We start from the raw sequence: 22,253 nt of genomic DNA, 5'->3' as shown, positions 1-22,253 counted from the left end.
ACGACCGGCGTCCCAGCAGGTGGCCGGGGTCGCTTGCCTAGACTCCGCACCCGTGGTCAGCAACAAGCAGCGTCGTCAGTCCGCCCAGCGTCACCTGCAGCGGCAGCTCGAGCGGCGGGCCGCGCAGCAGCGCAAGCGCCGCCGCAACCTGCTCATCGGCGTCACCGTGGCCGCCGTCGTGGTCGTCGTGGGCGCCGCGCTGCTGATCACGGGAATCGGCGGGGACGACGACGCCACCGCCGCCGACGCGACCTCGACCAGCTCGGCCGCCGCCCCCACCGCGGGCCCGGGCGCCGAGCGGGCCGGGCAGACCACCACCGCCGGGTCGTGCACCTACACCTACGACGCGCAGGGCAGCGCCGGACCCTCGGCCGTCGACGCGCCCTCGGGCGACCTGCCCACCGGGCAGCAGGCCGAGACCATCGCCACCAGCGCCGGCGACGTCCCGGTCACCCTGGACTTCTCCGGCCCGGGCGCCTGCGCGGCCGAGAGCTTCGTGTCGCTGGCCTCGCAGGGCTACTTCGACGGCACCCCCTGCCACCGGCTGACCACCTCGGACGGCCTGAAGGTGCTGCAGTGCGGTGACCCGTCGGGCACCGGCTCGGGCGGGCCGGGCTACACCTTCCCGACCGCGACGTCGGGCAGCGAGACCTACGGCCGCGGCGTGCTGGCGATGGCCAACAGCGGCCAGGGCACCGACGGCAGCCAGTTCTTCCTGGTCTACGGCGACAGCCAGTTGCCCCCGAGCTACACCGTCTTCGGCACGGTGGGCGACGCGGGCCTGGGCGTGCTGGACACCATCGCCGCCGCCGGCGTCGTCGACGGCAGCCAGGACGGCGCCCCGGCCACCCCGGTCACCATCACCGCGGTCACCCCGGCCGCCTAGCCGTTGATGCCGCTGGATGCCACATCCAGCGGCATGCCGGGCCCCCGACCCCGCAACGACTCACATCCAGCGGGGAGGTGCCGCTACGCCGTCACCCGTTCCACGTCGAAGACGCCGTCGACGTTGCGGACGGTCTGCAGCACCGCACCCAGGTGGGCCGGGTCGGCCAGCTCGAAGGTGAACCGGCTGACCGCGACGCGGTCGCGGCTGGTCTGCACCGAGGCGGAGAGGATGTTGACCCGCTCGTCGGCGAGGGCCTTGGTGACGTCGGAGAGCAGCCGGTGCCGGTCCAGCGCCTCGACCTGGATGGCGACGAGGAAGACCGCGCCGGGCTGGGCGGCCCAGGCCACCTCGACCAACCGCTCGGGCTTGCGCTGCAGGTCCGCGGCGTTGGTGCAGTCGGTGCGGTGCACGCTGACCCCGCCGCCGCGGGTGACGAAGCCGAGGATGTCGTCGCCGGGCACCGGGGTGCAGCACTTGGCGAGCTTGGCCCAGACGTCGGTCATGTCGGTGACGACGATGCCGGGGTCGCCGCTGGCGGTGCGGGCGACGGAGCGGCGGGCCGGGATGGCGGTCTCGGCGATGTCCTCGGTGGCGCCCTCGGAGCCGCCGAGGGCGACCAGCAGCTTCTCCACGACCGAGGAGGCCGACACCCGGTTCTCCCCCACCGCGGCGTAGAGCGCGCTGACGTCGGGGTGGTGCAGGTCGGCCGCGAGGGTGGCCAGTGCCTCGCCGCCCATCAGCCGCTGCAGGGGCAGCCCGGCCTTGCGCATCGCCTTGGTGAGGGCGTCCTTGCCGGCCTCGACGGCGTCCTCGCGGCGCTCCTTGGTGAACCACTGGCGGATCTTGGTGCGGGCGCGGGAGGAGCCGACGAACTCCAGCCAGTCGCGGCTGGGCCCGGCGGTCGGGGACTTGGAGGTGAACACCTCGACGGTGTCGCCGTTGGAGAGCTTGGAGTCCAGGGAGACCAGCGAGCCGTTGACCCGGGCGCCGATGCAGCGGTAGCCGACCTCGGTGTGCACGGCGAAGGCGAAGTCGACCGGGGTGGAGTTGTCCGGCAGGCTCATCACGTCGCCCTTGGGCGTGAAGACGAAGACCTCCTGCGGACCGAGGTCGTAGCGCAGCGTCTCCAGGAACTCCCCGGGCTCCTGCGCCTCGCGCTGCCAGTCCAGCAGCTGGCGCAGCCAGAGCATCTCGTCGCCGCTGGAGCCGGGCCCCATCGGCGTGACGGCGCCGCCGCCGCGTGCCTTCTCCTTGTACTTCCAGTGCGCCGCGATGCCGTACTCGGCGGTGCGGTGCATGTCGTGGGTGCGGATCTGCAGCTCGACGGGCTTGCCCTGCGGGCCGATGACCGTGGTGTGCAGCGACTGGTACATGTTGAACTTCGGCATCGCCACGAAGTCCTTGAAGCGGCCGGGCACCGGCTGCCAGTGCGCGTGCATGATGCCCAGCGCGGCGTAGCAGTCGCGCACCGTGTCGACCAGGATCCGGATGCCGACGAGGTCCCAGATGTCGGTGAAGTCGCGGCCGCGGACGATCATCTTCTGGTAGATCGAGTAGTAGTGCTTGGGCCGGCCGGTGACGGTGGCCTCGACCTTGGCGCCCTTGAGCTGCTCGCTGACGGCGGTGGTGACCTCGGCCAGGTAGGAGTCGCGGGAGGGCGCGCGCTCGGCCACCAGCCGGACGATCTCGTCGTACCGCTTGGGGTACAGCGTGGCGAAGGCGAGGTCCTCGAGCTCCCACTTGATGGTGTTCATGCCCAGCCGGTGGGCCAGCGGGGCGAGGATCTCGAGGGTCTCGCGGGCCTTCTTCTCCTGCTTCTCCGGCGGGAGGAAACGCAGGGTGCGCATGTTGTGCAGCCGGTCGGCGAGCTTGATGACCAGCACCCGGGGGTCGCGGGCCATCGCGACGATCATCTTGCGGATGGTCTCGGCCTGGGCGCCGTCCCCGAACGAGACCTTGTCGATCTTGGTGACGCCGTCGACGAGGTGCGCGACCTCGGGGCCGAAGTCGGCGACGATGGACTCCAGCGTGACGCCGGTGTCCTCCACGGTGTCGTGCAGCAGCGCCGCGACCAGCGTGGTGGTGTCCATCCCCAGCCCGGCGAGCACGGTGGCGACGGCGAGCGGGTGGGTGATGTAGGGGTCGCCGGACTTGCGCTTCTGCGCCGAGTGCGCGGCCTCGGCGACGTCGTAGGCCCGCTGCAGCAGGGTGAGGTCGGCCTTGGCGTGGCTCTGCCGGTGCAGCGCCGCCAGCGGCTCGAGCACCGGCCGGACGACGGTGGAGCGCTGCCCGGCGACGATCCGGCGGGCCAGCCGGTCGACGACGCGGCGGCGGCGCACCGACTCCAGCGCCGGGCCGCCGGCGTCCTCACCGGGGTCTGCGCCGGCCGGGGAGGTGCCCGGTCGGGCGTCGGGCGTCTGCAGGGCGGGCCGCTCGGGGAGCGCTGCCCGGGGGGTGTCGGCGTCCGGGGCGGCAGGCGGCTGCTCGGCAGCGCGTCGGGCCACCACCTCGGATGCCATGGCCACTCCTGTCGTCCGACCGGTCGGGACCCCGACCATGCTAGCCACGGACCGGGGCGGGTGGACCGCTCGGGAGGGTGAGCTGCGTCAGGTGGTCCACAGCGCGTGCACGCTGTGCGGGGCGAGCTTCTGCCGGCCGCCCAGGGCGGGGAGCTCGACGACCACGGCCACCGCGCTCACCACGGCGCCCAGCCGCTCCACCAGGCCGACCGCCGCCTCCAGCGTGCCGCCGGTGGCCAGCACGTCGTCGACCACGAGGACGCGCTGGCCGGCGGTGAGGGAGTCGGTGTGCAGCTCGAGGGTGGCCGTCCCGTACTCCAGGGCGTACTCGGCGCTGATCCGCTCCCGGGGCAGCTTGCCGGCCTTGCGCACCGGGACGACGCCGGTGCCCGCGGCCAGCGCGACCGCGGCGGCCAGCAGGAACCCCCGGGCCTCGACGCCGACGACGACGTCGAAGCCCGGGTCGCCGTCCCCGGTGCGCAGCGCGGCCACGCGGGGGTCGGTCAGCACCGGCGCGGCCAGGCCGTCGACCACCCGGCGGAAGGCACCGGCGTCGGCGAACACCGGGGTGAGGTCGCGGAAGACCACCCCCGGCTCGGGGAAGTCGGGGACGTCGACCGCGATGGAGGCGATCAGCTCGTCCAGCGGCGGCTCGGTCACCGTCGCCTGCCGCGCGGCCGCTGGGGACGCGCGCCCGGCTTGGGGGCGGCCACCGTGCGGGTGACCGACGCCGGGGACTCGACCTGCTCGACCGCCTCGGGGCGCTCGGGCAGCTCGTCGTGCTCGGCGACCGCGACCGGGGAAGGCGCGCGGCGGGCCCGGCGGGCGCTGGCCACCGGGCCGGCGGGGACGCCGGCGCGGGCCGCCCGGGCCTCGGCGGCCCGGCGGGCCTGCACGCGCTTGGCCAGGGCCTGGACGCCGGGCTCGCGGGCCTTGAGGTCGGCGAGGATCGGGGTGGCCAGGAAGATCGAGCTGTAGGTGCCCGCGGCCAGGCCGACGGTGAGCACCAGCGCGAGGTCCTGCAGCGTGCCGACGCCGAGCAGGCCGACGCCGACGACGAGCAGGCCGAGGACCGGCAGCAGCGCGATGACCGAGGTGTTGATCGAGCGCATGAGGGTCTGGTTGACCGCGAGGTTGGCCGCCTCGCCCCAGGTCATCCGGGCGCCCTTCTCCAGGTCCTTGACGTTCTCGTCGACCTTGTCGAAGACGACGACGGTGTCGTAGAGGCTGAAGCCGAGGATGGTGAGGAAGCCGATGACGGTCGAGGGGGTGACCTCGAAGCCGACCAGGGAGTAGATGCCGGCGGTGAGCACGATGTCGTGCACCAGCGCGGCGATCGCGCCCACCGCCATCTTGGGCTGGAACCGGATGGCCAGGAACACCACGACCGCGGCCAGGAAGACCACCAGGGCGATGAGCGCCTGGTCGGTGATGTCCCGGCCCCAGTCGGCGCTGACCGCCTCCGGGCTCACCTGGGTGGCGTCCACCCCGGCGGCGTCGGCGATGGCGGAGACGACGGCGGTCTCGCCGGCGTTGTCCAGCGCGCCGGTGCGCAGCAGCACGGTGTCGCCGCCGACCACCTGCACGGTGGAGACGTCGGCGCCGGCGGACTCGGCCGCCTCGCGGATGCCGGCCAGCTGCTCGGTGCCACCGGGCAGCCGGAAGCTGTTGCCGCCCTCGAAGTCGATGCCGAAGTTGAACCCGCGGAACACCATCGAGGCGATGCAGATCAGCATCACCACGGCGGTGACCTTGTACCAGAAGCGGCTGCGGCCGACGACGTCCAGACCGGCCTCGCCGTTGTAGAGCCGGTGCGCCAGCGAGGCCTTCCTCCGCGGGGCGGGCTGGTCGCCGTCCTCGGTGGGCAGGCCGGCCTCGGCGAGGGCGTCGTCGTCGGCGTCGGCCGCGGCGTCGGCACGGACCTCGGCGTCGGTCTCGTCGAGCAGCTCGTCGTCGGTGCGGCCCTCGCGGGGGGTGCCGGTCATCGGTCGCTCCTGTCGCTGCTGGTCGCGCCGCTGGACGACGCGCTGGTCGCGCCCGCCGTCGCGGTCGGGCGCTGCCCGGGCCGCGGCGCCGCGGCGGGCCGGCGGGTGACGTCGACGGCGCCGAGCCCGGAGAACCGGCTGGAGCCGAAGCCCTTGAACCGGCTGAGCACCGCCATCAGCGGGTGGGTGAAGAGGAAGACGACGATCAGGTCCAGCACCGTGGACAGGCCCAGGGTGAACGCGAAGCCCTTCACGTCGCCGATCGCCAGCACGTAGAGGATGGCCGCGGCCAGGAAGCTGACCGCGTCGGCCGACAGGATCGTGCGGCGGGCCCGCACCCACGCCCGCGGGACGGCGCTGCGCAGCGTGCGGCCCTCGCGGATCTCGTCCTTGAGCCGTTCGAAGTACACGACGAAGGAGTCGGCCGTGATGCCGATGCTGACGATGAACCCGGCGATGCCCGCCAGGCTCAGGGTGAAGCCGATCTCCCGGCCCAGCAGCACCAGGCTGGCGTAGACCACGACCGCCGACAGCACCAGGCTGGCGATCATCACCAGGCCGAGCAGGCGGTAGTAGAGCAGCGCGTAGAGGAAGACCAGCGCGATGCCGATGGCACCGGCGATGAGCCCTGCCTCGAGCTGCTCGGCGCCGAGCTCGGTGGTGATGGTCTGCGCGGTGGCCTGGGTGAAGGTGAGCGGCAGGGCGCCGTACTCCAGCTGGTTGGCCAGCGTCTGCGCGTCGGTCTGGGAGAAGTTGCCGGTGATCTGGGTGCTGCCGCCGGTGATCGCGCTCTGCACGGTCGGGGCGGAGACCACGCGGCCGTCCAGCACGATGGCCACGGCGGCACCGGCCTGCGCGGCCTGGGCGGTGTAGGTGGCCCAGGTCGAGGAGGCCTGGGAGTTGAAGTCGACGGTGACGATCCACTCGCCGGTCTGCGCGACGGTGCCCGCGCTGGCCGAGGTGATGTCGGTGCCCTCGATGACGGCCGGGCCGAGCAGGTACTTGGCGGTCCCGTCCTCGGAGCAGGCGGCCAGGTAGGACTCGGGCAGGTCGACGTCGGCGGCACCGGTCTGGTCGGTGGAACAGGTCAGCGTCGCGTACTCCGCGGTGGCCTGCTCCTGGGTGACGGGGGTGGGCGCCGCGCCGTCGGAGGCGGGCGCACCGCCGGAGGAGGGGGCACCGGAGGTCGGCGCGGCGTCCGTCGTCGGCGCGGCCTCGCTGGAGGGCGACGTCGAGTCGTCGGCGGCCAGGGAGTCCGGCGCCGGGGCCGAGGTGGCGGCCGGGTCGCTGGTGGGCGCGGCGCCGTCGGTCGGGGACGCCGGGGCCGCGGTGTCCCCGGGTTCGGTGGTGGGTGCGCTGCCGTCGGTGGGTGCGCTGCCGTCGGTGGGGGTGGCCGACGGCGTCGCGGACGGGTCGGCCGGGGTGGCGGGCTCGGGGCCCTGCACCACCGGGCGGAACCGCAGCTGCGCGGTCTGGCCCAGCTCGCGGGCCTGGTCGCCGTCGTCGCCGGGGACGGAGATGATGATGTTCGAGTTGCCCTCGGTCACCACCTCGGCCTCGGCGACGCCGAGGCCGTTGACCCGCTGCTCGATGATCTGCCGCGCCAGCTCCAGGTCCTCGCGGCTGGGCGTGCCGCCTCCGGGCACCTGCGCGGTGAGCGTCACCGTGGTGCCGCCCTGCAGGTCCAGGCCCAGCTGCGGGGTGCGCTGCGAGCCGGTGAAGAAGATGAGGCCGTACAGGACGGCCACGACCAGGACGAACGCCGCGAAGTACCGCGACGCCCGGAGCGGGCGGGCAGCCACGTCAGGCCTTGCGGTCGGTCGGGTCGCCGTCGCCGTCGACCAGGCCGCTGCGCTCGTCGCGCGGCGGGACGACCTCGCCGGCCTGTGCATCGAGCACCGCGCCGTCGGGCGTGCGGACCTCCATGACGGCCGGGCGGGCGAAGGTGGCGACGACGCCGGGGGCGATCTCGATGTCGACGGTGCCCTCGCCGAAGCCGGCGACGGTGCCGTGCAGACCGCTGGTCAGCATGACCGGGGTGCCGACGCTCAGCGACTCCTGCAGCTTCTGGGCGTTCGCGGCCATCTTCTTGCGCTGCCGGGCGGGCAGCACGATGAGCAGCGCGAAGGCCAGCACCAGCAGGATGAGCGGGAAGAACTGCTCCACGGTTGTCGTGCCTCTCCACCGCGCCCCGTTCGGCGCGGTTGTGCGGCCACCGGGTGGCGGCCGCTCGGGGGACTCAGGGCTGCGGTGCGCCCACGGGCGCGACCGGCGCAGGGCGCGCGTCACCCAGGGGCGGGCGCGCCAGCGCCGAGCAGTCTAGGCGTCGAACAGGGTGGGCGGTGCAGGCTGGTCGCCGGGCGCGCCCTGCGGGATCCCACCGCGCAGCCACACGCCGTCAGGGACCGGGAGCCCCAGGTGGGCCCAGGCGGCCTCGGTGGCCACCCGGCCGCGCGGGGTGCGGGCCAGCAGGCCGGCGCGCACCAGGAACGGTTCGCAGACCTCCTCGACCGTGTGCGGCTCCTCCCCCACGGCGACCGCGAGCGTGGCGACGCCGACCGGGCCGCCGTTGAACTTGACCACCAGGGCGTGCAGCACCTCGCGGTCCAGCCGGTCCAGGCCGAGCTCGTCGACGTCGTAGAGCGCCAGCGCGGCGCGGGCGACGGGCTGGGTGATCCGGCCGTCGGCGCGCACCTCGGCGTAGTCGCGGACCCGGCGCAGCAGCCGGTTGGCGATGCGGGGGGTGCCGCGGGACCGGCCGGCGATCTCGGCCGACCCGTCCTCGTCGATGGCCACGCCGAGCAGGTCGGCGCTGCGCCGCAGCACCGACTGCAGGTCGGCGGTCGAGTAGAACTCCATCTGCCCGACGAACCCGAACCGGTCGCGCAGCGGGCCGGTGAGCAGCCCGGCGCGGGTGGTGGCACCGACCAGGGTGAACGGCGAGATCTCCAGCGGGATGGCGGTGGCGCCGGGGCCCTTGCCGACGACGACGTCGACCCGGAAGTCCTCCATCGCCATGTAGAGCAGTTCCTCGGCGGGCCGGGCGATGCGGTGGATCTCGTCGATGAACAGGACGTCGCCCTCGCCGAGGTTGGACAGCATCGCCGCGAGGTCGCCGGACCGCTCGATGGCCGGCCCGGAGGTGATCTTGACGGCGGTGCCCAGCTCGGCGCCGATGATCAGCGCCAGCGACGTCTTGCCCAGCCCGGGCGGGCCCGACAGCAGCACGTGGTCCGGCGGCCGGCCGCGCCGCTTGGCGCCCTCGAGCACCAGGTCGAGCTGGCGAGCCACCTTGGGCTGGCCGACGAACTCGGCCAGCGAGTGCGGGCGCAGCGCCGACTCGACGACGCGCTCCTCGTCACCGGCCCAGGGGCTGGCGTCGGACTCGGTCACGACCGGCCCCTCACGACCGACCCAGCAGGCGCAGCGCCTGGCGCAGCAGGACGGCGATGTCCACCGAGCCGGTGGCGGCGATCTGCTCCTCCACGACCGGCGCGAGCTGGCCCAGCGCCCCCTCGGCCTCGCGGACCGTCCAGCCCAGGCCCACCAGCGCGGTGGTCAGCTGGTCCCGCCAGGGCGCGACGGGGGCGACCGCGGCCGAGCCGGTGGCGCCCGCGGCGGCCGCGACGGCGTCCAGGCTGACGTCGCCGGTGGGCGCGCCGAGCCGGTCGCGCAGCTCCAGGACCAGCCGCTCGGCGCCCTTCTTGCCGATGCCGGGCACCTGCATGAGCGCCTTGAGGTCGCCGGTGGCCACCGCGCGGCGCACGTCGCGGGGCGGGTGGATGGCCAGCACGGCCTGCGCCAGGCGGGGGCCCACGCCGTTGGCGGTCTGCAGCAGCTCGAACAGCTGGCGCTCGTCGTCGTCGGCGAACCCGTAGAGGGTCAGCGAGTCCTCGCGCACCACCAGGCTGGTGGCCAGCCGGGCGGACTCCCCCACCTGCAGCCGGGCGATGGTGCCCGGGATGCACTGCACGGCCAGGCCGATCCCGCCGACCTCGACGACGGCGCCGTCGGGGCTGACCGCGGCGACCCGGCCGGCGACGCTGGCGATCACCGCCCGCTCCCGATGCCCTGCCAGCGGCCCGGGCGCACGGCCGAGCGGGTGGCCACCGACAGCGGCGCGGCGGCGCCGACCCCGGCGCCGGCGGCCAGCGCGGCGACCCGCAGCCGGTCCTGGGTGGGCCCGCGCCACACGTGGCAGACCGCCAGCGCCAGCGCGTCGGCGGCGTCGGCGGGCTTGGGCGGGGTGTCCAGGCCCAGGACCCGGGTGACCATCAGCGTGACCTGCTCCTTGTCGGCCCGGCCGCTGCCGGAGATGGCGGCCTTGACCTCGCTCGGGGTGTGCCAGTGCACCGGCCGGCTGGCCTGCGCGGCGGCGAGGGCGGCCACGCCGGCGGCCTGCGCGGTACCCGTCGCCGTCCCCTTGTTGTTCTGCTGGAAGACCCGCTCGATGGCCACCACGTCGGGCCGGTGCTCGCGCACCAGCGCGGTGACCGCGGTGTGCAGCTCGAGCAGCCGCAGCTCCAGGGCCAGGGTGTGGTCGCTGCGGACGACGCCGACGCCGACCGCGGTGGGCCGGGCACCGGGGCGTCCGTCGACCACGCCCCACCCGCACCGGGTCAACCCCGGGTCGATCCCGAGCACGCGCACCGACAACCCCTCACTGTGCGAACAGACGTTCGACAGCCTAGGCGTCGATGGTCTCCATGACCTCGTCCGACACGTCGTAGTTGGCGTAGACGTTCTGCACGTCGTCGCAGTCCTCGAGCGCGTCGATCAGCTTGAACACCTTGGCCGCGGCGTCGGCGTCGAGCTCGACCTGCACGCTGGGCACGAAACCGGCCTCGGCGGAGTCGTAGTCGATGCCGGCGTCCTGCAGGGCGGTGCGGACGGCGACCAGGTCGGTGGGCTCGCAGACCACCTCGAAGGTGTCGCCGAGGTCGCGCACCTCCTCGGCGCCGGCGTCGAGGACGGCGAGCATGACGTCGTCCTCGGTGGTGCCGGCGGCCGGGACGACGATGACGCCCTTGCGGCTGAACAGGTAGGACACCGACCCGGGGTCGGCCATCGACCCGCCGTTGCGGGTCATGGCGGTGCGGACCTCCATGGCCGAGCGGTTCTTGTTGTCGGTGAGGCACTCGATGAGCACCGCGACGCCGGCCGCGGCGTAGCCCTCGTAGGTGATCGTCGAGTAGTCGACGCCGCCGGCCTCCAGGCCCGCGCCGCGCTTGACCGCGCGGTCGATGTTGTCGTTGGGCACCGAGGACTTCTTGGCCCGCTGGACGGCGTCGTACAGCGTCGGGTTGCCGTTGACGTCACCGCCGCCGGTGCGGGCCGCGACCTCGATGTTCTTGATCAGCTTGGCGAAGAGCTTGCCCCGCTTGGCGTCGAGGCCGGCCTTCTTGTGCTTCGTCGTCGCCCATTTGGAGTGGCCGCTCATCGTGTCTCCTCGCTCGCAGGTCGTCGTCCGCCACGGCGTTCGCGCACCAGATCCACGAAGAACCGGTGCATGCGGGTGTCGCCGGTGAGCTCCGGGTGGAAGCTGGTGGCGACCACGTCGCCCTGGCGGACCGCGACGATCCTACCGTCGGCCGGCCCGCCCGAGACCCGGCCGAGGACCTGCACCCCCGGCCCGGCCTCCTCGACCCAGGGCGCGCGGATGAACACCGCGTGCACCGGGCCGCCGGGGAGCCCCGCCACGTCGACCTCGGACTCGAAGCTGTCGACCTGCCGGCCGAAGGCGTTGCGGCGCACGGTGGCGTCCAGGCCGCCGATGGTCTGCTGGTCGGCGGGGGCATCGAGCAGCCGGTCGGCCAGCAGGATCATCCCCGCGCACGAGCCGTAGGCCGGCAGCCCGCTGCGCACCGCGGTGCGCAGCGGCTCCAGCAGGCCCCACCGGTCGGCGAGCTTGGCGATCGTCGTGGACTCACCGCCGGGCAGCACGAGTCCGTCGACGCCGGCGAGCTCCTCGGGCCGCCGGACGGCGACGGTGCGCGCACCCTGCTGCTCCAGGACGGCGCGGTGCTCCCGGACGTCGCCCTGCAGCGCCAGCACCCCGACGACCGGGGCGCTCACCACCCGCGGGAGCTGTACTTCTGGTCCGCCGGCAGGGTGTCGACGTTGAGGCCGACCATGGCCTCGCCCAGCCCGCGGCTGACCTTGGCGATCACCGCCGGGTCGTCGTGGAAGGTGGTGGCCTGCACGATCGCGGCCGCGCGCTGGGCCGGGTCGCCGGACTTGAAGATGCCCGAGCCGACGAACACGCCCTCGGCGCCCAGCTGCATCATCATCGCCGCGTCGGCCGGGGTGGCGATGCCGCCGGCGGTGAACAGCACGACGGGGAGCTTGCCGGTGCGGGCCACCTCGGCCACGAGCTCGTAGGGCGCCTGCAGCTCCTTGGCCGCGACGAACAGCTCGGTCTCGTCCAGCGTGGTGAGCTTGCGGATGCCCGAGCGCAGCGAGCGCATGTGCCGGGTGGCCTCGACGACGTTGCCGGTGCCGGCCTCGCCCTTGGAGCGGATCATCGCCGCGCCCTCGGAGATCCGGCGCAGCGCCTCGCCCAGGTTGGTGGCGCCGCAGACGAAGGGCACGGTGAAGTCGGTCTTGACGATGTGGTGCGCCTCGTCGGCCGGGGTGAGCACCTCGGACTCGTCGATGTAGTCCACGCCGAGGGACTGCAGCACCTGCGCCTCGACGAAGTGGCCGATGCGGGCCTTGGCCATCACCGGGATGGAGACCGCGTCGATGATCCCCTGGATCATGTCGGGGTCGCTCATCCGCGCGATGCCGCCCTGCGCGCGGATGTCGGCGGGCACCCGCTCCAGGGCCATGACGGCGACGGCGCCGGCGTCCTCGGCGATGCGGGCCTGCGCGGCGTCGACGACGTCCATGATGACGCCGCCCTTGAGCTGCTCGGCCATGCCGCGCTTCACGCGGTCGGTGCCGGTGCTGGGAGGGACGGGGGTCTCGGACACGGTGCGCCTCACGGGGTCGACGTCGGTTGTGGTCGACCCATCGTAGGAGCGGGTCAGCCGCGGCCGGCGGGCCCGGTGCCGACGACGGCGTCCAGGCCGTCGTCGATGTCGAAGAACCGCGGCATCGGGCGGCGGGCGTGCAGCCGCAGCGTGCGCGGGCCAGGTCGGCGCCGCAGCGCCCGGGTGTCCCGGACGGCGTCGTTGTAGAACCGCCGGGCCAGGCCCACCCGCCAGCCGGCGTCGTCCAGCTCGGGGGCGCGCAGCGGCTCGGGCAGCTCGCGGACCAGCCGGCCCAGGGCGTTCTCGGCCACCTCGCGGTCGCCGCCGGAGGGCCGGCGGGCGGCGGCCGCCGCGCTGCGCAGCGCGTCCGCCCGCAGCGGGCCCAGCTCGTCGGCGTGCTCGCGGGCCACGGCGTCGGCCAGCTCGGCCCGGCGGGCCAGCGTGCCCTCGAGGGTGACCCAGGCCCGGTCGACGCGGCCGGCCAGCCGGCGCAGCCGGGTCAGCGTGAACGCCGCCCACGCCAGCAGCAGGACCACCAGGACGGCGAGGGCCAGCAGCACCCAGCTCGTCGAGGTCACGGCCGGGACGCTACCGGCGCGGTGTCAGGACCGGCGCAACCAGCGCGGCAGGAAGCCATCCATCCGGGTGGGGGCGGTCGGCTCGGCCGGCAGCGGGTCCTCGTCGGCGCCGTGGGCGGTCACCTCGCCGCCGCCGGGGGGCGCGACGGTCTCGTAGACGTCCACGATCCGGGCGGCCAGGGTGCCCCAGTCGAAGTCCTGGGCGCGGTCGTGGCCGGCTGCGGTCAGCTGCGCCCGCCGGTCGGGGTCGCCGAGCAGGTCGACCAGCACCCGGGCCAGCGCGGTGGCGTCGCCGCGGCGCACCAGCACCCCGGCGTCGCCGTCGGCGAGCACCCGGGCGAAGGCGTCGAGATCGGCGGCGACCACCGGCGCGCCGGCGGCCATGGCCTCGACCAGCACCACCCCGAAGCTCTCCCCCATCAGGTTGGGCGCGCAGTACACGTCGACGGTGCGCAGGAACGCGGCCTTGTCGGCCTCGTCCAGCTCGCCGAGCAGGACGACGGCGGGCTCCAGGTCGGGGCCGACCAGGGCCCGCAGCTCGTCGGGGTCGCCCCGGCCGGCGACCAGCAGCCGGGCCCCCGGCAGCTCGCGGACCACGCTGCGCATGGCCTCCAGCAGCACCGGCAGGCCCTTGCGGGGCTCGTCGTACCGGCCCAGGAACCCGACGGTGGGCCCGTCGTGCTCGGCGGCGGGCAGCCGTGGGCCCTCGGCGAAGGCGGCGACCTGCACCCCGTTGGGGATGACCACGGCGTCGCCGCCCACGTGCTCGACCTGCAGCCGGCGGGCGAAGTCCGACACCGCGATCCGGCCGGCGATGCGCTCCAACCAGGGCCGCACCACCGGGCCCCAGGCGGCCAGCACCTTGGAGCGCACGGAGGCTGCGTGGAAGGTGGCCACGATGGGGCCGTCGGCGATCATGCAGACCAGCAGCGCGACCGACGGCGGCGCCGGCTCGTGCACGTGCACCACGTCGAAGTGGCCCTCGCGCAGCCACCGCCGGGTGCGGGCGGCCGACAGCACCCCGAACTGCCAGCTGGCCATCGAGCCGTTGTAGGGGATGGGGATGGCCCGCCCGGCCCAGGTGGCGCCGGGCGGCAGCGACTCCTCCTGCTCGGCCGGGGTGAGGACGTCGACCTCGTGGCCCATGCCGCGCAGGGTCTCGGCGAGGTCGCGCACGTGGTACTGCACGCCACCGGGGACGTCCCAGTTGTACGGGCAGACCAGGCCGACCCTCACGGCCGGCTCCCCCGCTCGGGGTCGGGCAGGACGTCGGCCCAGATCCGGCCGAGCTGGTGCCAGTCGACGGGGCGCTCGGCGATGCTGACGGCGAAGGCGTCCGCGACGCCCTGCATGCCGGCGTGCACCCGGTCGCGCAGCCGGCCGGCGCCGTGCACGTCGACCTCGGCGTGCACGGTGTGCCGCCAGCCGGCGCCGTCGAAGTGGGAGACCACCGGGTGCAGCGCGGCACCGTGGCGGGCGGCCAGCAGCGCGGGGCCGCCGGGCATCGTGGTGGGCCGGCCGAAGAAGGTGACCGGGATGCCCGAGGCGGACAGGTCGCGGTCCACGAGCAGGCACGCCGAGCGGCCGGCGGCCAGCCACTCGCCGAGCACGGTGGAGCTGGGCCGGTCGCCGCCGGTCAGCGGCACGACCCGGAACCCGAGGGACTCCCGGTAGGCCAGGAACCGCTCGTACAGCGCCTCCGGCCGCAGCCGCTCGGCCACGGTCATGAACGGCCCGTCCAGCCAGTCGACGAACCAGACCCCGGCGGCGTCCCAGTTGCCGCTGTGCGGGAGGGCGAGCACGACCGGCCGGCCGGCGGCGCGGGCGGCGTCCAGGTGCTCGGTGCCGACGACGGTGGTGCCGGCCAGCAGCCGGGGGACGCCGAGGGTGGGCAGCCGGAAGGCCTCCAGCCAGTACCGGGCGTAGGACCGGACGGCGTCGCGGGTGAGCTCGTCGAGGGCGTCCCCGGTCAGGCCGGTGACCACCCGCAGGTTGGCCCGCAGCTGCCGGGTGCCGCGCCCGTCGCGGTCGGCGGCCCAGGCCCCGGCGCGGTCGAAGGCGGTGCGGGCCACCGGCTCGGGCAGCGCCTTGACCGCGCCCCAGCCCGCGGCGTAGCCGGCGTCGACCAGCCGGTCGCCGAGCCGGTTGCCCAGCCCGCTCACGGCAGCGTGCGGCCCTGCGACTGCCGGTGGACCTCGACGAACCGCTGGCCGACGGTGATCGTGCTGCCGACCAGCAGCACCCACAGGCACACCTGCAGCGCGTAGGGGATGCCCAGGCCCAGGAAGCCGGTGCCCACCAGCACCAGGATCAGCCGCTCGGTGCGCTCGACCAGGCCGACGTCGCAGGTCAGGCCCATGCCCTCGGCGCGGGCCTTGACGTAGGAGGTCAGCACGCCCAGCACCAGGCAGGTCAGCGCCAGCCAGACGACCATGCGGTTGTCCCCGCCCCCGGAGAACCACCAGGCCAGCGCGGCGAAGATGGCGGCGTCGGCCGCGCGGTCGCCGGTGGAGTCCAGCACCGCGCCGAACACCGACCCGCCGCCGCGGGCGCGGGCCAGCGCGCCGTCGAGCATGTCCAGCAGCACGAAGACGGTGACCGCGAAGGCGCCCCAGAACAGCACGCCGTTGCCGATGAGGAACACCGCCGAGGCCACCGCGCCGACGGTGCCGAGCAGGGTGACGGTGTCGGCGGTGACGCCGGCCCGCAGGAGGGTGCGGACGACGGGGGCCCAGACGCGGGCGACCGCCGGCCGCAGGTTGACCCCGAGCATCAGCCGGCGTCCCCCGCCGTCGCGGGCCAGGCGTCGGCCAGCAGGCCACGGGTGTCGGTGAGCACCTGGGGCAGCACCCGGGTCAGGCCGAGCACCGGCATGAAGTTGGTGTCCCCGCCCCACCGCGGGACGGCGTGCTGGTGCAGGTGGTCGGCGATGCCGGCCCCGGCGACCGCGCCCTGGTTCATCCCCACGTTGAACCCGTGCGCGCCGCTGACCTGACGCACCACGCGCATGGCGGTCTGGGTGAAGGCACCCAGCTCGGCGACCTCGGCGTCGGTGAGGCCGGTGTAGTCGGCGACGTGCCGGTAGGGCACGACCATCAGGTGGCCGGCGTTGTAGGGGAACTTGTTGAGCACCGCGAAGACCAGCTCGCCACGGGCCACGACCAGCCCGTCCTCGTCGCCCATCTGCGGGATGAGGCAGAACGGGCAGTCGTGGTCACCGGTGGGCTTGCCCTCGCCCTGGATGTAGGCCATCCGGTAGGGCGTCCACAGCTGCTCGAAGACCGTCGTCGGCCCGCCCGCGTCGGGGTTCACGCGGTGCTCTCCGCCGGGCTCTCCGCGGGGGCGACCGGGTCGTCGTTGCGCCGGTCGGCCACCCACTGCACGACCGCCTCGACGGCGTCCTCGACCGGGACGCCGTTGCGCTGGCTGCCGTCGCGGTAGCGGAAGGACACCGCCCCGGCCTCGGCGTCGGTGGCCCCGGCGATGAGCACGAAGGGCACCTTCTGCTTGGAGGCGGTGCGGATCTTCTTCTGCATCCGGTCGTCGGAGTCGTCGATCTCCACCCGGATGCCGCGGGCGCGCAGCTGCCGGGCGACGTCGGCGAGGTAGGGCACCTGGTCGTCGGTGATCGGGATGCCGAGCACCTGCACCGGGGCCAGCCACGCCGGGAACGCGCCGGCGTAGTGCTCGGTGAGGACGCCGAAGAACCGCTCGATGGAGCCGAACTTCGCCGAGTGGATCATCACCGGCTGCTGGCGGGTGCCGTCGGCGGCGCTGAACTCCAGACCGAAGCGGGCGGGCTGGTTGAAGTCGTACTGGATGGTCGACATCTGCCAGGTGCGGCCGATGGCGTCCCGGGCCTGCACGGAGATCTTCGGGCCGTAGAAGGCCGCGCCGCCCGGGTCGGGCACGAGCTCCAGGCCGGTCTCCTTCGCCGCGTCCTCCAGCACCCGGGTGGCGACGTCCCACTCCTCGTCGGAGCCGATGAACTTGTCGGAGTCCCCGCGGGTGGACAGCTCCAGGTAGTAGTCGTCCAGGCCGAAGTCCTTGAGCAGGCCGAGCACGAAGGCCAGCAGGTGCGCGATCTCCCCCGGGGCGCCCTCGGGGGTGACGTAGGAGTGGGAGTCGTCCTGGGTCAGCCCGCGCACCCGGGTCAGGCCGTGCACGACGCCGGACTTCTCGTACCGGTACACCGACCCGAACTCGAAGAACCGCAGCGGCAGCTCGCGGTAGGACCGCCCGCGCGACCGGAAGATCAGGTTGTGCATCGGGCAGTTCATGGCCTTGAGGTAGTACTTCGAGTTCTCCAGGTCCATGGCCGGGAACATGGTGTCCTCGTAGTACGGCAGGTGGCCCGAGGTCTCGAACAGCCCGCCCTTGGAGATGTGCGGGCTGCCGACGTAGGAGAAGCCCTCCTCGATGTGCCGGCGGCGGACGTAGTCCTCCATCTCGCGCTTGACCACCCCGCCCTTGGGGTGGAACACGGCCAGGCCGGAGCCGATCTCGTCGGGGAAGCTGAACAGGTCCAGCTCCACGCCCAGCCGGCGGTGGTCGCGGCGCTCGGCCTCGGCCAGGTGGTCCTGGTAGGCCTTGAGCGCGTCCTTGGACTCCCACGCCGTGCCGTACACGCGCTGCAGCTGCGGGTTCTTCTCGTTGCCGCGCCAGTAGGCGGCGGCCACCCGGGTCAGCGCGAAGGCCGGGATGGCGCTGGTGCGGGGCAGGTGCGGGCCGCGGCACAGGTCCGTCCAGACCCGCTCCCTCGACCTCGGGTCGAGGTTGTCGTACATGGTCAGCTGGGCGCCGCCCACCTCGACGTCGGCACCCTCGGCGGCCTCCCCGGCCCCGCCCTTGAGCCCGATCAGCTCCAGCTTGTAGGGCTCGTGGGCGAGCTCGGCGCGGGCGTCGTCGTCGGAGATCTCCCGGCGGGCGAAGAACTGGCCCTCGCGGACGATGGCCTGCATCCGCTTCTCGATGGCCTGCAGGTCCTCGGGGGTGAAGGGCTTCTCCGGGTCGACGTCGTAGTAGAAGCCGTCCACCACCGGCGGGCCGATGCCCAGCCGGGTGCCGGGGAACAGGTCCTGCACGGCCTGGGCGAGCACGTGCGCGGCGGAGTGCCGGATGACCGCGCGGCCGTCGGCGCTGGACGCCGCGACCGGCTCCACCTCGGTGTCGGCGTCGGGCACCCAGGCCAGGTCCTTGAGCTCGCCGTCCACCCGGACCACGACCGCGGCGTCGGCGCCCTTGAGCGGCACGCCGGCGTCCTTGAGCGCCTGGGTCGCCGTGGTGCCGGCGGGCACCAGGACGGCGGCGACGGCGGGCGCTTCGGGCACGGCTGGCACGGCGGGACTCCTCGGGAGGTGCGGGGTGCGCCACGGACGGGCGCTCGGCACCGCCGAGAGTACGGCCCGCGGGTGACCGTCTCCCCCGCCTTCGGCCCCCGCGGGTGGGGTCAGCCGGCCCGCAGCCGCCGCAGCTGGGCATCGAGGTGCGGCCGGGCCCGCCGCTGGCCGCCGCGGACCGCGACCGCCGCGGCCAGCGACTCCAGCGCCCGGGCCACCCGCTCGGCGTCCGGCGTCCAGCCCCGGGCCCGGCACTCCCCCAGCCACTCGACCGCTCCGCGGTGCCCGCGTGCGGCGTTGCAGCGACTGCACGCGGCGACCTCGTTCTCCGCCCAGGACGGCCCGCCGCGCACCCGCGGCACCACGTGCTCGGTGGTGGGCCGCACGTGCCGGTCGAAGGTCCGCCCGCACCACACGCAGGTCGGCCCGTCGCGCTCCAGCGCCGCGGCCAGCCGGCCGGCGCGGTCGGGCTGGGCGGTCACGCCGACCATCGTCCGCCGGGTGCACCGATGATTCTCGTCGAGCGCGGGTGTCCTCCCCCGCGACAGCCCCCCGAACCGAGGAGCGACTCCCCATGGGCAGCATCAAGGTGCACGAGTTCACCACCGTCGACGGCGTCGTGGACGCCCCGATGTGGACGATGGACTTCGGCTTCCCCGACGACCTGGCCGCCAGCATCGGCGCGCTGACCGCGGGCGCCGACGGCATCCTGCTCGGCCGCACGACCTACGAGATGTTCGGCCCGGCCTGGTCCACCCGCACCGTCGAGGACGACCCGGGCGCGCCGTTCTTCAACGACACCACCAAGTACGTGGTGTCCGGGTCGCTCACCGACCCGGGGTGGGGCCCGGCGCAGGTGCTGCCCTACGACGTCGACCGGCTGCAGGCGCTCAGGGCCGAGCACGACCTCTACGTCAGCGGCAGCGCGACGCTGGTGCGGGCGCTGGTGGCCGACGGCCTGGTCGACGAGCTGCACCTCTACGTCTACCCGGTGGCGGTGCGCAGCGGGATCCGGCTGTTCCCCGAGGGCGGGGACCCGGCCCGGCTGACCCTCGTCGACGCCACGAAGCTGAGCAACGGCGTGGCGCACCTGGTCTACGGGCCGGCCTGAGACGCCGACGGCCCCCGTCCTGGGCAGGACGGGGGCCGTTCGGGGTGGGCGATACTGGGATCGAACCAGTGACCTCTTCGGTGTGAACGAAGCGCTCTACCGCTGAGCCAATCGCCCGGCTGCGGTGCGGCGACCAGTGTGCCAGACGCCTACCGCCACATCGGCACCCACCCCGGCACCCAGGACGGGACGCCGAGGAAGTGCAGCACGACCACGATGACCCCGTAGACGAACGCCGCGGTGGCCAGCGCGACCAGCACCCGCACCCAGACCGGCTGGCGGCCCAGCCAGTCGGTCCAGCGCTTGACGTTGCGCTTGGTGAACTCCAGCAGCCGCTCGGCCCAGGTGAACTCCGTGGCGAGCACGAACAGCGCGGCGATGACGGTGAGCCAGCCGGGCCCGGGCAGCGGGATGGTGACCAGCCCGAAGACCAGCAGCAGCGAGCCGACCACGCCGACCCCCGCCCGGTAGGCGGTGTCGGTGGTCTTGCTGGCGGCCAGCCGGCGGCGCCACTTCCGCCTGCCGATGCGCTCGCGCAGGCTCACGACGTCGTCGCTGTCGTAGCGGGTCCGCCGCTGCTGCTCGGTCTCCCGGGGGCGCCGCCCGCCCGGCGCGGGGGCGGCCGTCGTCCGGTTCTCGGTCTCGCTCAGCTGGTCACCTGTCCTCGGGCCACGACGTCGGTCGGCTGGATCGGAGCCGACCGACCGGGCTCGAGGCTGATGGCGTACGCCGAGTAGTCGTCCAGCCCGGTCGCGTCGGAGCCTACGGTCCGCAGGTCGGTCGCGTCGGACACCACGTCGAAGGTCCCCAGCGGGACCGCGCCGTCGTCGGTCAGCCCCCACAGCACGTAGGTGCTGTCGGTGGTGTCGTTGGCGGACATGCCGTCGGTGACGACCTGGGCCTGGCCGTCGTGGGCCACCACGGTGGCCACGGTGTGCCCGTCGGACTCCATCCGCGCCACCGACATCTGGCCCGGGGCGAGCAGGGCCGACATCATCGACGCCTGGCTGGCCGCCGTGGCCCGCGCGGCGTCCCGGTCCTGGGTGAGGGCGACGTTCCAGGCCCCCAGGCCCAGGACGGCGGCCACGCCCGCCGCGACCAGCAGCTGCGGCGCCCGGCGCCAGCCCGTGCGCCGGGTGGCCGCGCCGATCGGCGTGGGGACGGCGATGACGGTGGGCCGCCCGGTGCTGGCCGGCGCGGGCCGGTGCACCTGCTCGGTGGCGGCGACGGCGGCGCGCAGCCGCTCCCGCAGCTCCTCCGAGGGCTCGGCCTGCGGCAGGTCGGAGGCCATCGCGCCCATGACCTCGGTGGTGTCGGCCACGGTGGTGCGGCAGCGGTCGCAGCCGGCCAGGTGCGCGCCGAACCCGGCCTCGTCCTCGGGCTCCAGGGCGTGCAGCGCCCAGCCCACGGCCAGCTCGTCCCAGGCCTCGTGCCCGGCGTCGCGCCGGTCGCGCCCGCTCATCGCGCGCCCCCCTCGACCGCGAGGGAGCCCACGGCCCCGCCGAGGGTGTCCTTGAGCCGGCGCATCCCTGCCAGCATGCGGGTCTTGACGGTGCCCAGCGGGGTGCCGGTCAGCGCGGCCACCTCCCGCTGGGTGTAGCCGCCGTAGTAGGCCAGCGTCAGCGCCTCCCGCTGGGGCGCCGGCAGCGACTGCAGCGCGCTGCGCACCCGCTCGGACACGACGCGGTCGGCGGCCTCGTCCTCGACGTCGCGGCTGGCGATCGGCTCGGACATGCGCAGGTCGTCCTCGGCCCGGGTCTGCCGCCGCCGGTGGGACTCCTCGCGCCGGACCGCGTCGACCGCCTTGTGGTGCACCATCGCCAGCAGCCAGGACGCCACGCTGCCCCGGGCGGTGTCGAAGGCGCCGGGGTCCTTCCAGACGGCGAGGAACACGTCCTGCAGCACGTCCTCGGCCAGCACGTCGTCGGCCACCACCCGGCGGGCGAGGGCGAACGCGGGGCGCCGGAAGCGCTCGTAGAAGTCGTCGACGGCACCGCGGTCGCCCGCGCGCAGCCGACGGACCAGCTCGACGTCCGCGGCGGCGTCGTCGGCCCGCCGGGCAGGTCTGGTCACGAGTCCCATGGTCACACGCCACGTTCGTACCGGGCCCGCTCCTCGGTTCGACCGGGGGCGCGCGTCACCTCTCCGGGTGGTGCTCGTTGGGTCGGCATGGGGAGTCCTGTGGTGCCCGGGTGCTCGACCCGGGCCGTGCTGCAGCTGGTGGGCCCGACGTCGTGGACCGAGGTCCGGGCGGTGCTCGCCTACGACGCCGCCGACCCGTACGCGGTGCGCATCCGCTTCGGCGGCCGCGCGTCCCGGCCCGGTGTCGACGAGCGCCGTACCCGGCACCCGGCGGCCGCCGGCCTGGGGAGCGGTGACACCGGCGGCGAGGACGACGGCGTGGAGTGGATGGTCGCCCGCGACCTGCTGCACGCCGGTCTCTCCCACCCGGCCGGGGACGGCGACGTCCGCCTGTGGCCGGCGCGCACCGCCGGCGACGTGCTGTTCCTGGAGCTGCGGGCGCCGTCCGGGCACGCGCTGTTCGAGCTGTCCCGCGCGGTGCTGGCCGGGTTCGTGGCCGACTCCGAGCGGCTGGTGCCGATCGGCCGCGAGGCCGACGCCCTCGACGTCGACCACGAGCTCCAGGCGCTGCTGCAGGGAGAGGGGCCCGAGACAGGGGGTCGCTAGCCCCCTGACCAGCGCGGACGCCTCGTGGCCCACCCCCCGGGGACCCCCCGTGCAACCCCCCGTGGAGGGTCGGTTAGAGTTGTCCACGCACTGCGGATGTGGCTCAGTGGTAGAGCATCACCTTGCCAAGGTGAGGGTCGCGGGTTCGAATCCCGTCATCCGCTCGGAAC

General features: G+C 74.5%; 24 protein-coding genes and 2 tRNA genes. 4 read left to right on the top strand and 22 right to left on the bottom strand.

From position 1 onward, the window contains the following. The first annotated feature begins 52 nt into the window (after window positions 1–52). Window positions 53–886, top strand: a complete 834-nt coding sequence (locus BM158_RS18360; RefSeq protein WP_091562797.1) for a peptidylprolyl isomerase — start codon at window positions 53–55, stop codon at window positions 884–886. Window positions 887–969: 83 nt separating this feature from the next. Here the strand turns inward: BM158_RS18360 and BM158_RS18355 are convergent, their stop codons facing one another. From BM158_RS18355 to BM158_RS18275, 18 genes are all read right to left on the bottom strand, one after another. After that, window positions 970–3,408 carry a RelA/SpoT family protein gene (locus BM158_RS18355; protein WP_191328715.1) on the bottom strand — a complete coding sequence of 813 codons (2,439 nt, stop codon included), beginning with the start codon at window positions 3,406–3,408 and terminating at the stop codon, window positions 970–972. Window positions 3,409–3,495: 87 nt separating this feature from the next. Beyond that, complete coding sequence (locus BM158_RS22125; RefSeq protein WP_229827775.1) at window positions 3,496–4,068, bottom strand: adenine phosphoribosyltransferase; 573 nt, start codon at window positions 4,066–4,068, stop codon at window positions 3,496–3,498. Then, window positions 4,065–5,393, bottom strand: coding sequence for a protein translocase subunit SecF (gene secF, locus BM158_RS18350; RefSeq protein WP_207506731.1), 1,329 nt, complete (start codon window positions 5,391–5,393; stop codon window positions 4,065–4,067). The genes BM158_RS22125 and secF overlap by 4 nt, the downstream gene beginning before the upstream one ends. Beyond that, window positions 5,390–7,195, bottom strand: coding sequence for a protein translocase subunit SecD (secD, locus tag BM158_RS18345; protein WP_091562794.1), 1,806 nt, complete (start codon window positions 7,193–7,195; stop codon window positions 5,390–5,392). Before secD ends, secF begins: the two co-directional genes overlap by 4 nt. 1 nt (window position 7,196) lies before the next feature. Next, entirely contained in the window at window positions 7,197–7,559 is a 363-nt protein-coding gene (gene yajC, locus BM158_RS18340) for a preprotein translocase subunit YajC (RefSeq protein ID WP_091562791.1), read from the bottom strand. A 153-nt stretch (window positions 7,560–7,712) separates the two neighbouring features. After that, window positions 7,713–8,786: a Holliday junction branch migration DNA helicase RuvB gene (gene ruvB, locus BM158_RS18335; protein WP_091562788.1), complete on the bottom strand. Its 1,074-nt coding sequence runs from the start codon at window positions 8,784–8,786 to the stop codon at window positions 7,713–7,715. 10 nt (window positions 8,787–8,796) lie between these two features. Further along, entirely contained in the window at window positions 8,797–9,447 is a 651-nt protein-coding gene (ruvA, locus tag BM158_RS18330) for a Holliday junction branch migration protein RuvA (protein ID WP_091562786.1), read from the bottom strand. Continuing rightward, window positions 9,444–10,037, bottom strand: a complete 594-nt coding sequence (gene ruvC / locus BM158_RS18325) for a crossover junction endodeoxyribonuclease RuvC (protein WP_278247588.1) — start codon at window positions 10,035–10,037, stop codon at window positions 9,444–9,446. Before ruvC ends, ruvA begins: the two co-directional genes overlap by 4 nt. Window positions 10,038–10,080: 43 nt before the next feature. After that, entirely contained in the window at window positions 10,081–10,833 is a 753-nt protein-coding gene (locus BM158_RS18320) for a YebC/PmpR family DNA-binding transcriptional regulator (RefSeq protein ID WP_091562778.1), read from the bottom strand. Then, entirely contained in the window at window positions 10,830–11,471 is a 642-nt protein-coding gene (gene pdxT, locus BM158_RS18315) for a pyridoxal 5'-phosphate synthase glutaminase subunit PdxT (protein WP_091562773.1), read from the bottom strand. The genes BM158_RS18320 and pdxT overlap by 4 nt, the downstream gene beginning before the upstream one ends. Further along, window positions 11,465–12,379, bottom strand: coding sequence for a pyridoxal 5'-phosphate synthase lyase subunit PdxS (gene pdxS, locus BM158_RS18310; protein ID WP_308430567.1), 915 nt, complete (start codon window positions 12,377–12,379; stop codon window positions 11,465–11,467). The genes pdxT and pdxS overlap by 7 nt, the downstream gene beginning before the upstream one ends. Before the next feature lie 41 nt (window positions 12,380–12,420). Further along, the gene (locus tag BM158_RS18305; protein ID WP_091562770.1) at window positions 12,421–12,945 is read right to left on the bottom strand and encodes a hypothetical protein; all 525 of its coding nucleotides are present in this window, start codon (window positions 12,943–12,945) and stop codon (window positions 12,421–12,423) included. 24 nt (window positions 12,946–12,969) lie between these two features. Next, a complete protein-coding gene (locus tag BM158_RS18300) occupies window positions 12,970–14,181 on the bottom strand; it encodes a glycosyltransferase family 4 protein (protein ID WP_091562766.1) in 1,212 nt (403 codons plus the stop codon). Beyond that, window positions 14,178–15,107: a phosphatidylinositol mannoside acyltransferase gene (locus BM158_RS18295; protein WP_207506730.1), complete on the bottom strand. Its 930-nt coding sequence runs from the start codon at window positions 15,105–15,107 to the stop codon at window positions 14,178–14,180. Before BM158_RS18295 ends, BM158_RS18300 begins: the two co-directional genes overlap by 4 nt. Beyond that, window positions 15,104–15,718: a phosphatidylinositol phosphate synthase gene (gene pgsA, locus BM158_RS18290; RefSeq protein ID WP_091562762.1), complete on the bottom strand. Its 615-nt coding sequence runs from the start codon at window positions 15,716–15,718 to the stop codon at window positions 15,104–15,106. The genes BM158_RS18295 and pgsA overlap by 4 nt, the downstream gene beginning before the upstream one ends. Next, a complete protein-coding gene (locus tag BM158_RS18285) occupies window positions 15,718–16,257 on the bottom strand; it encodes an HIT family protein (RefSeq protein ID WP_229827777.1) in 540 nt (179 codons plus the stop codon). The genes pgsA and BM158_RS18285 overlap by 1 nt, the downstream gene beginning before the upstream one ends. Continuing rightward, entirely contained in the window at window positions 16,254–18,275 is a 2,022-nt protein-coding gene (gene thrS / locus BM158_RS18280) for a threonine--tRNA ligase (protein WP_229827778.1), read from the bottom strand. Before thrS ends, BM158_RS18285 begins: the two co-directional genes overlap by 4 nt. Before the next feature lie 119 nt (window positions 18,276–18,394). Further along, a complete protein-coding gene (locus BM158_RS18275; RefSeq protein WP_229827779.1) occupies window positions 18,395–18,766 on the bottom strand; it encodes an HNH endonuclease in 372 nt (123 codons plus the stop codon). 92 nt (window positions 18,767–18,858) lie between these two features. On the opposite strand from BM158_RS18275, the gene BM158_RS18270 reads away from it, so the two are divergent. Continuing rightward, a complete protein-coding gene (locus tag BM158_RS18270; protein ID WP_091562754.1) occupies window positions 18,859–19,395 on the top strand; it encodes a dihydrofolate reductase family protein in 537 nt (178 codons plus the stop codon). 45 nt (window positions 19,396–19,440) lie between these two features. On the opposite strand, the gene BM158_RS18265 is transcribed toward BM158_RS18270, so the two are convergent. The 4 genes from BM158_RS18265 to BM158_RS18250 all read right to left on the bottom strand — a co-directional run bounded on the left by BM158_RS18265 (window position 19,441) and on the right by BM158_RS18250 (window position 21,477). Next, a tRNA-Val gene (locus BM158_RS18265) sits at window positions 19,441–19,512 on the bottom strand. 32 nt (window positions 19,513–19,544) lie between these two features. Beyond that, the gene (locus BM158_RS18260; protein WP_229827780.1) at window positions 19,545–19,940 is read right to left on the bottom strand and encodes a TIGR02611 family protein; all 396 of its coding nucleotides are present in this window, start codon (window positions 19,938–19,940) and stop codon (window positions 19,545–19,547) included. 101 nt (window positions 19,941–20,041) lie between these two features. Then, on the bottom strand, window positions 20,042–20,857 hold the full coding sequence (locus BM158_RS18255; RefSeq protein ID WP_091562749.1) for an anti-sigma factor: 816 nt from the start codon (window positions 20,855–20,857) through the stop codon (window positions 20,042–20,044). Next, the gene (locus BM158_RS18250; RefSeq protein WP_229827781.1) at window positions 20,854–21,477 is read right to left on the bottom strand and encodes a sigma-70 family RNA polymerase sigma factor; all 624 of its coding nucleotides are present in this window, start codon (window positions 21,475–21,477) and stop codon (window positions 20,854–20,856) included. The genes BM158_RS18255 and BM158_RS18250 overlap by 4 nt, the downstream gene beginning before the upstream one ends. 87 nt (window positions 21,478–21,564) lie before the next feature. On the opposite strand from BM158_RS18250, the gene BM158_RS18245 reads away from it, so the two are divergent. Further along, window positions 21,565–22,083: an SsgA family sporulation/cell division regulator gene (locus BM158_RS18245; protein ID WP_091562744.1), complete on the top strand. Its 519-nt coding sequence runs from the start codon at window positions 21,565–21,567 to the stop codon at window positions 22,081–22,083. A gap of 92 nt (window positions 22,084–22,175) precedes the next feature. Continuing rightward, window positions 22,176–22,247, top strand: a tRNA-Gly gene (locus BM158_RS18240). Window positions 22,248–22,253: the final 6 nt, after the last annotated feature.

It is taken from the genome of Klenkia taihuensis (assembly GCF_900112525.1).
In the GTDB taxonomy this organism is placed as follows: Bacteria; Actinomycetota; Actinomycetes; order Mycobacteriales; family Geodermatophilaceae; genus Klenkia; species Klenkia taihuensis.
The sequence above is the reverse complement of the archived record's forward strand: the minus strand, read 5'-3'. Positions and strand labels throughout refer to the sequence as shown.

Coding starts and splice junctions, on each gene's coding strand:
- BM158_RS18355 (WP_191328715.1), bottom strand. CDS start 3,408: ATGGCATCCGAGGTGGTGGCCCGACGCGCTGCCGAGCAGCCGCCTGCC.
- secF (WP_207506731.1), bottom strand. CDS start 5,393: ATGACCGGCACCCCCCGCGAGGGCCGCACCGACGACGAGCTGCTCGAC.
- BM158_RS18320 (WP_091562778.1), bottom strand. CDS start 10,833: ATGAGCGGCCACTCCAAATGGGCGACGACGAAGCACAAGAAGGCCGGC.
- pgsA (WP_091562762.1), bottom strand. CDS start 15,718: ATGCTCGGGGTCAACCTGCGGCCGGCGGTCGCCCGCGTCTGGGCCCCC.
- BM158_RS18270 (WP_091562754.1), top strand. CDS start 18,859: ATGGGCAGCATCAAGGTGCACGAGTTCACCACCGTCGACGGCGTCGTG.
- BM158_RS18255 (WP_091562749.1), bottom strand. CDS start 20,857: ATGAGCGGGCGCGACCGGCGCGACGCCGGGCACGAGGCCTGGGACGAG.
- BM158_RS18250 (WP_229827781.1), bottom strand. CDS start 21,477: ATGGGACTCGTGACCAGACCTGCCCGGCGGGCCGACGACGCCGCCGCG.
- BM158_RS18245 (WP_091562744.1), top strand. CDS start 21,565: ATGGGGAGTCCTGTGGTGCCCGGGTGCTCGACCCGGGCCGTGCTGCAG.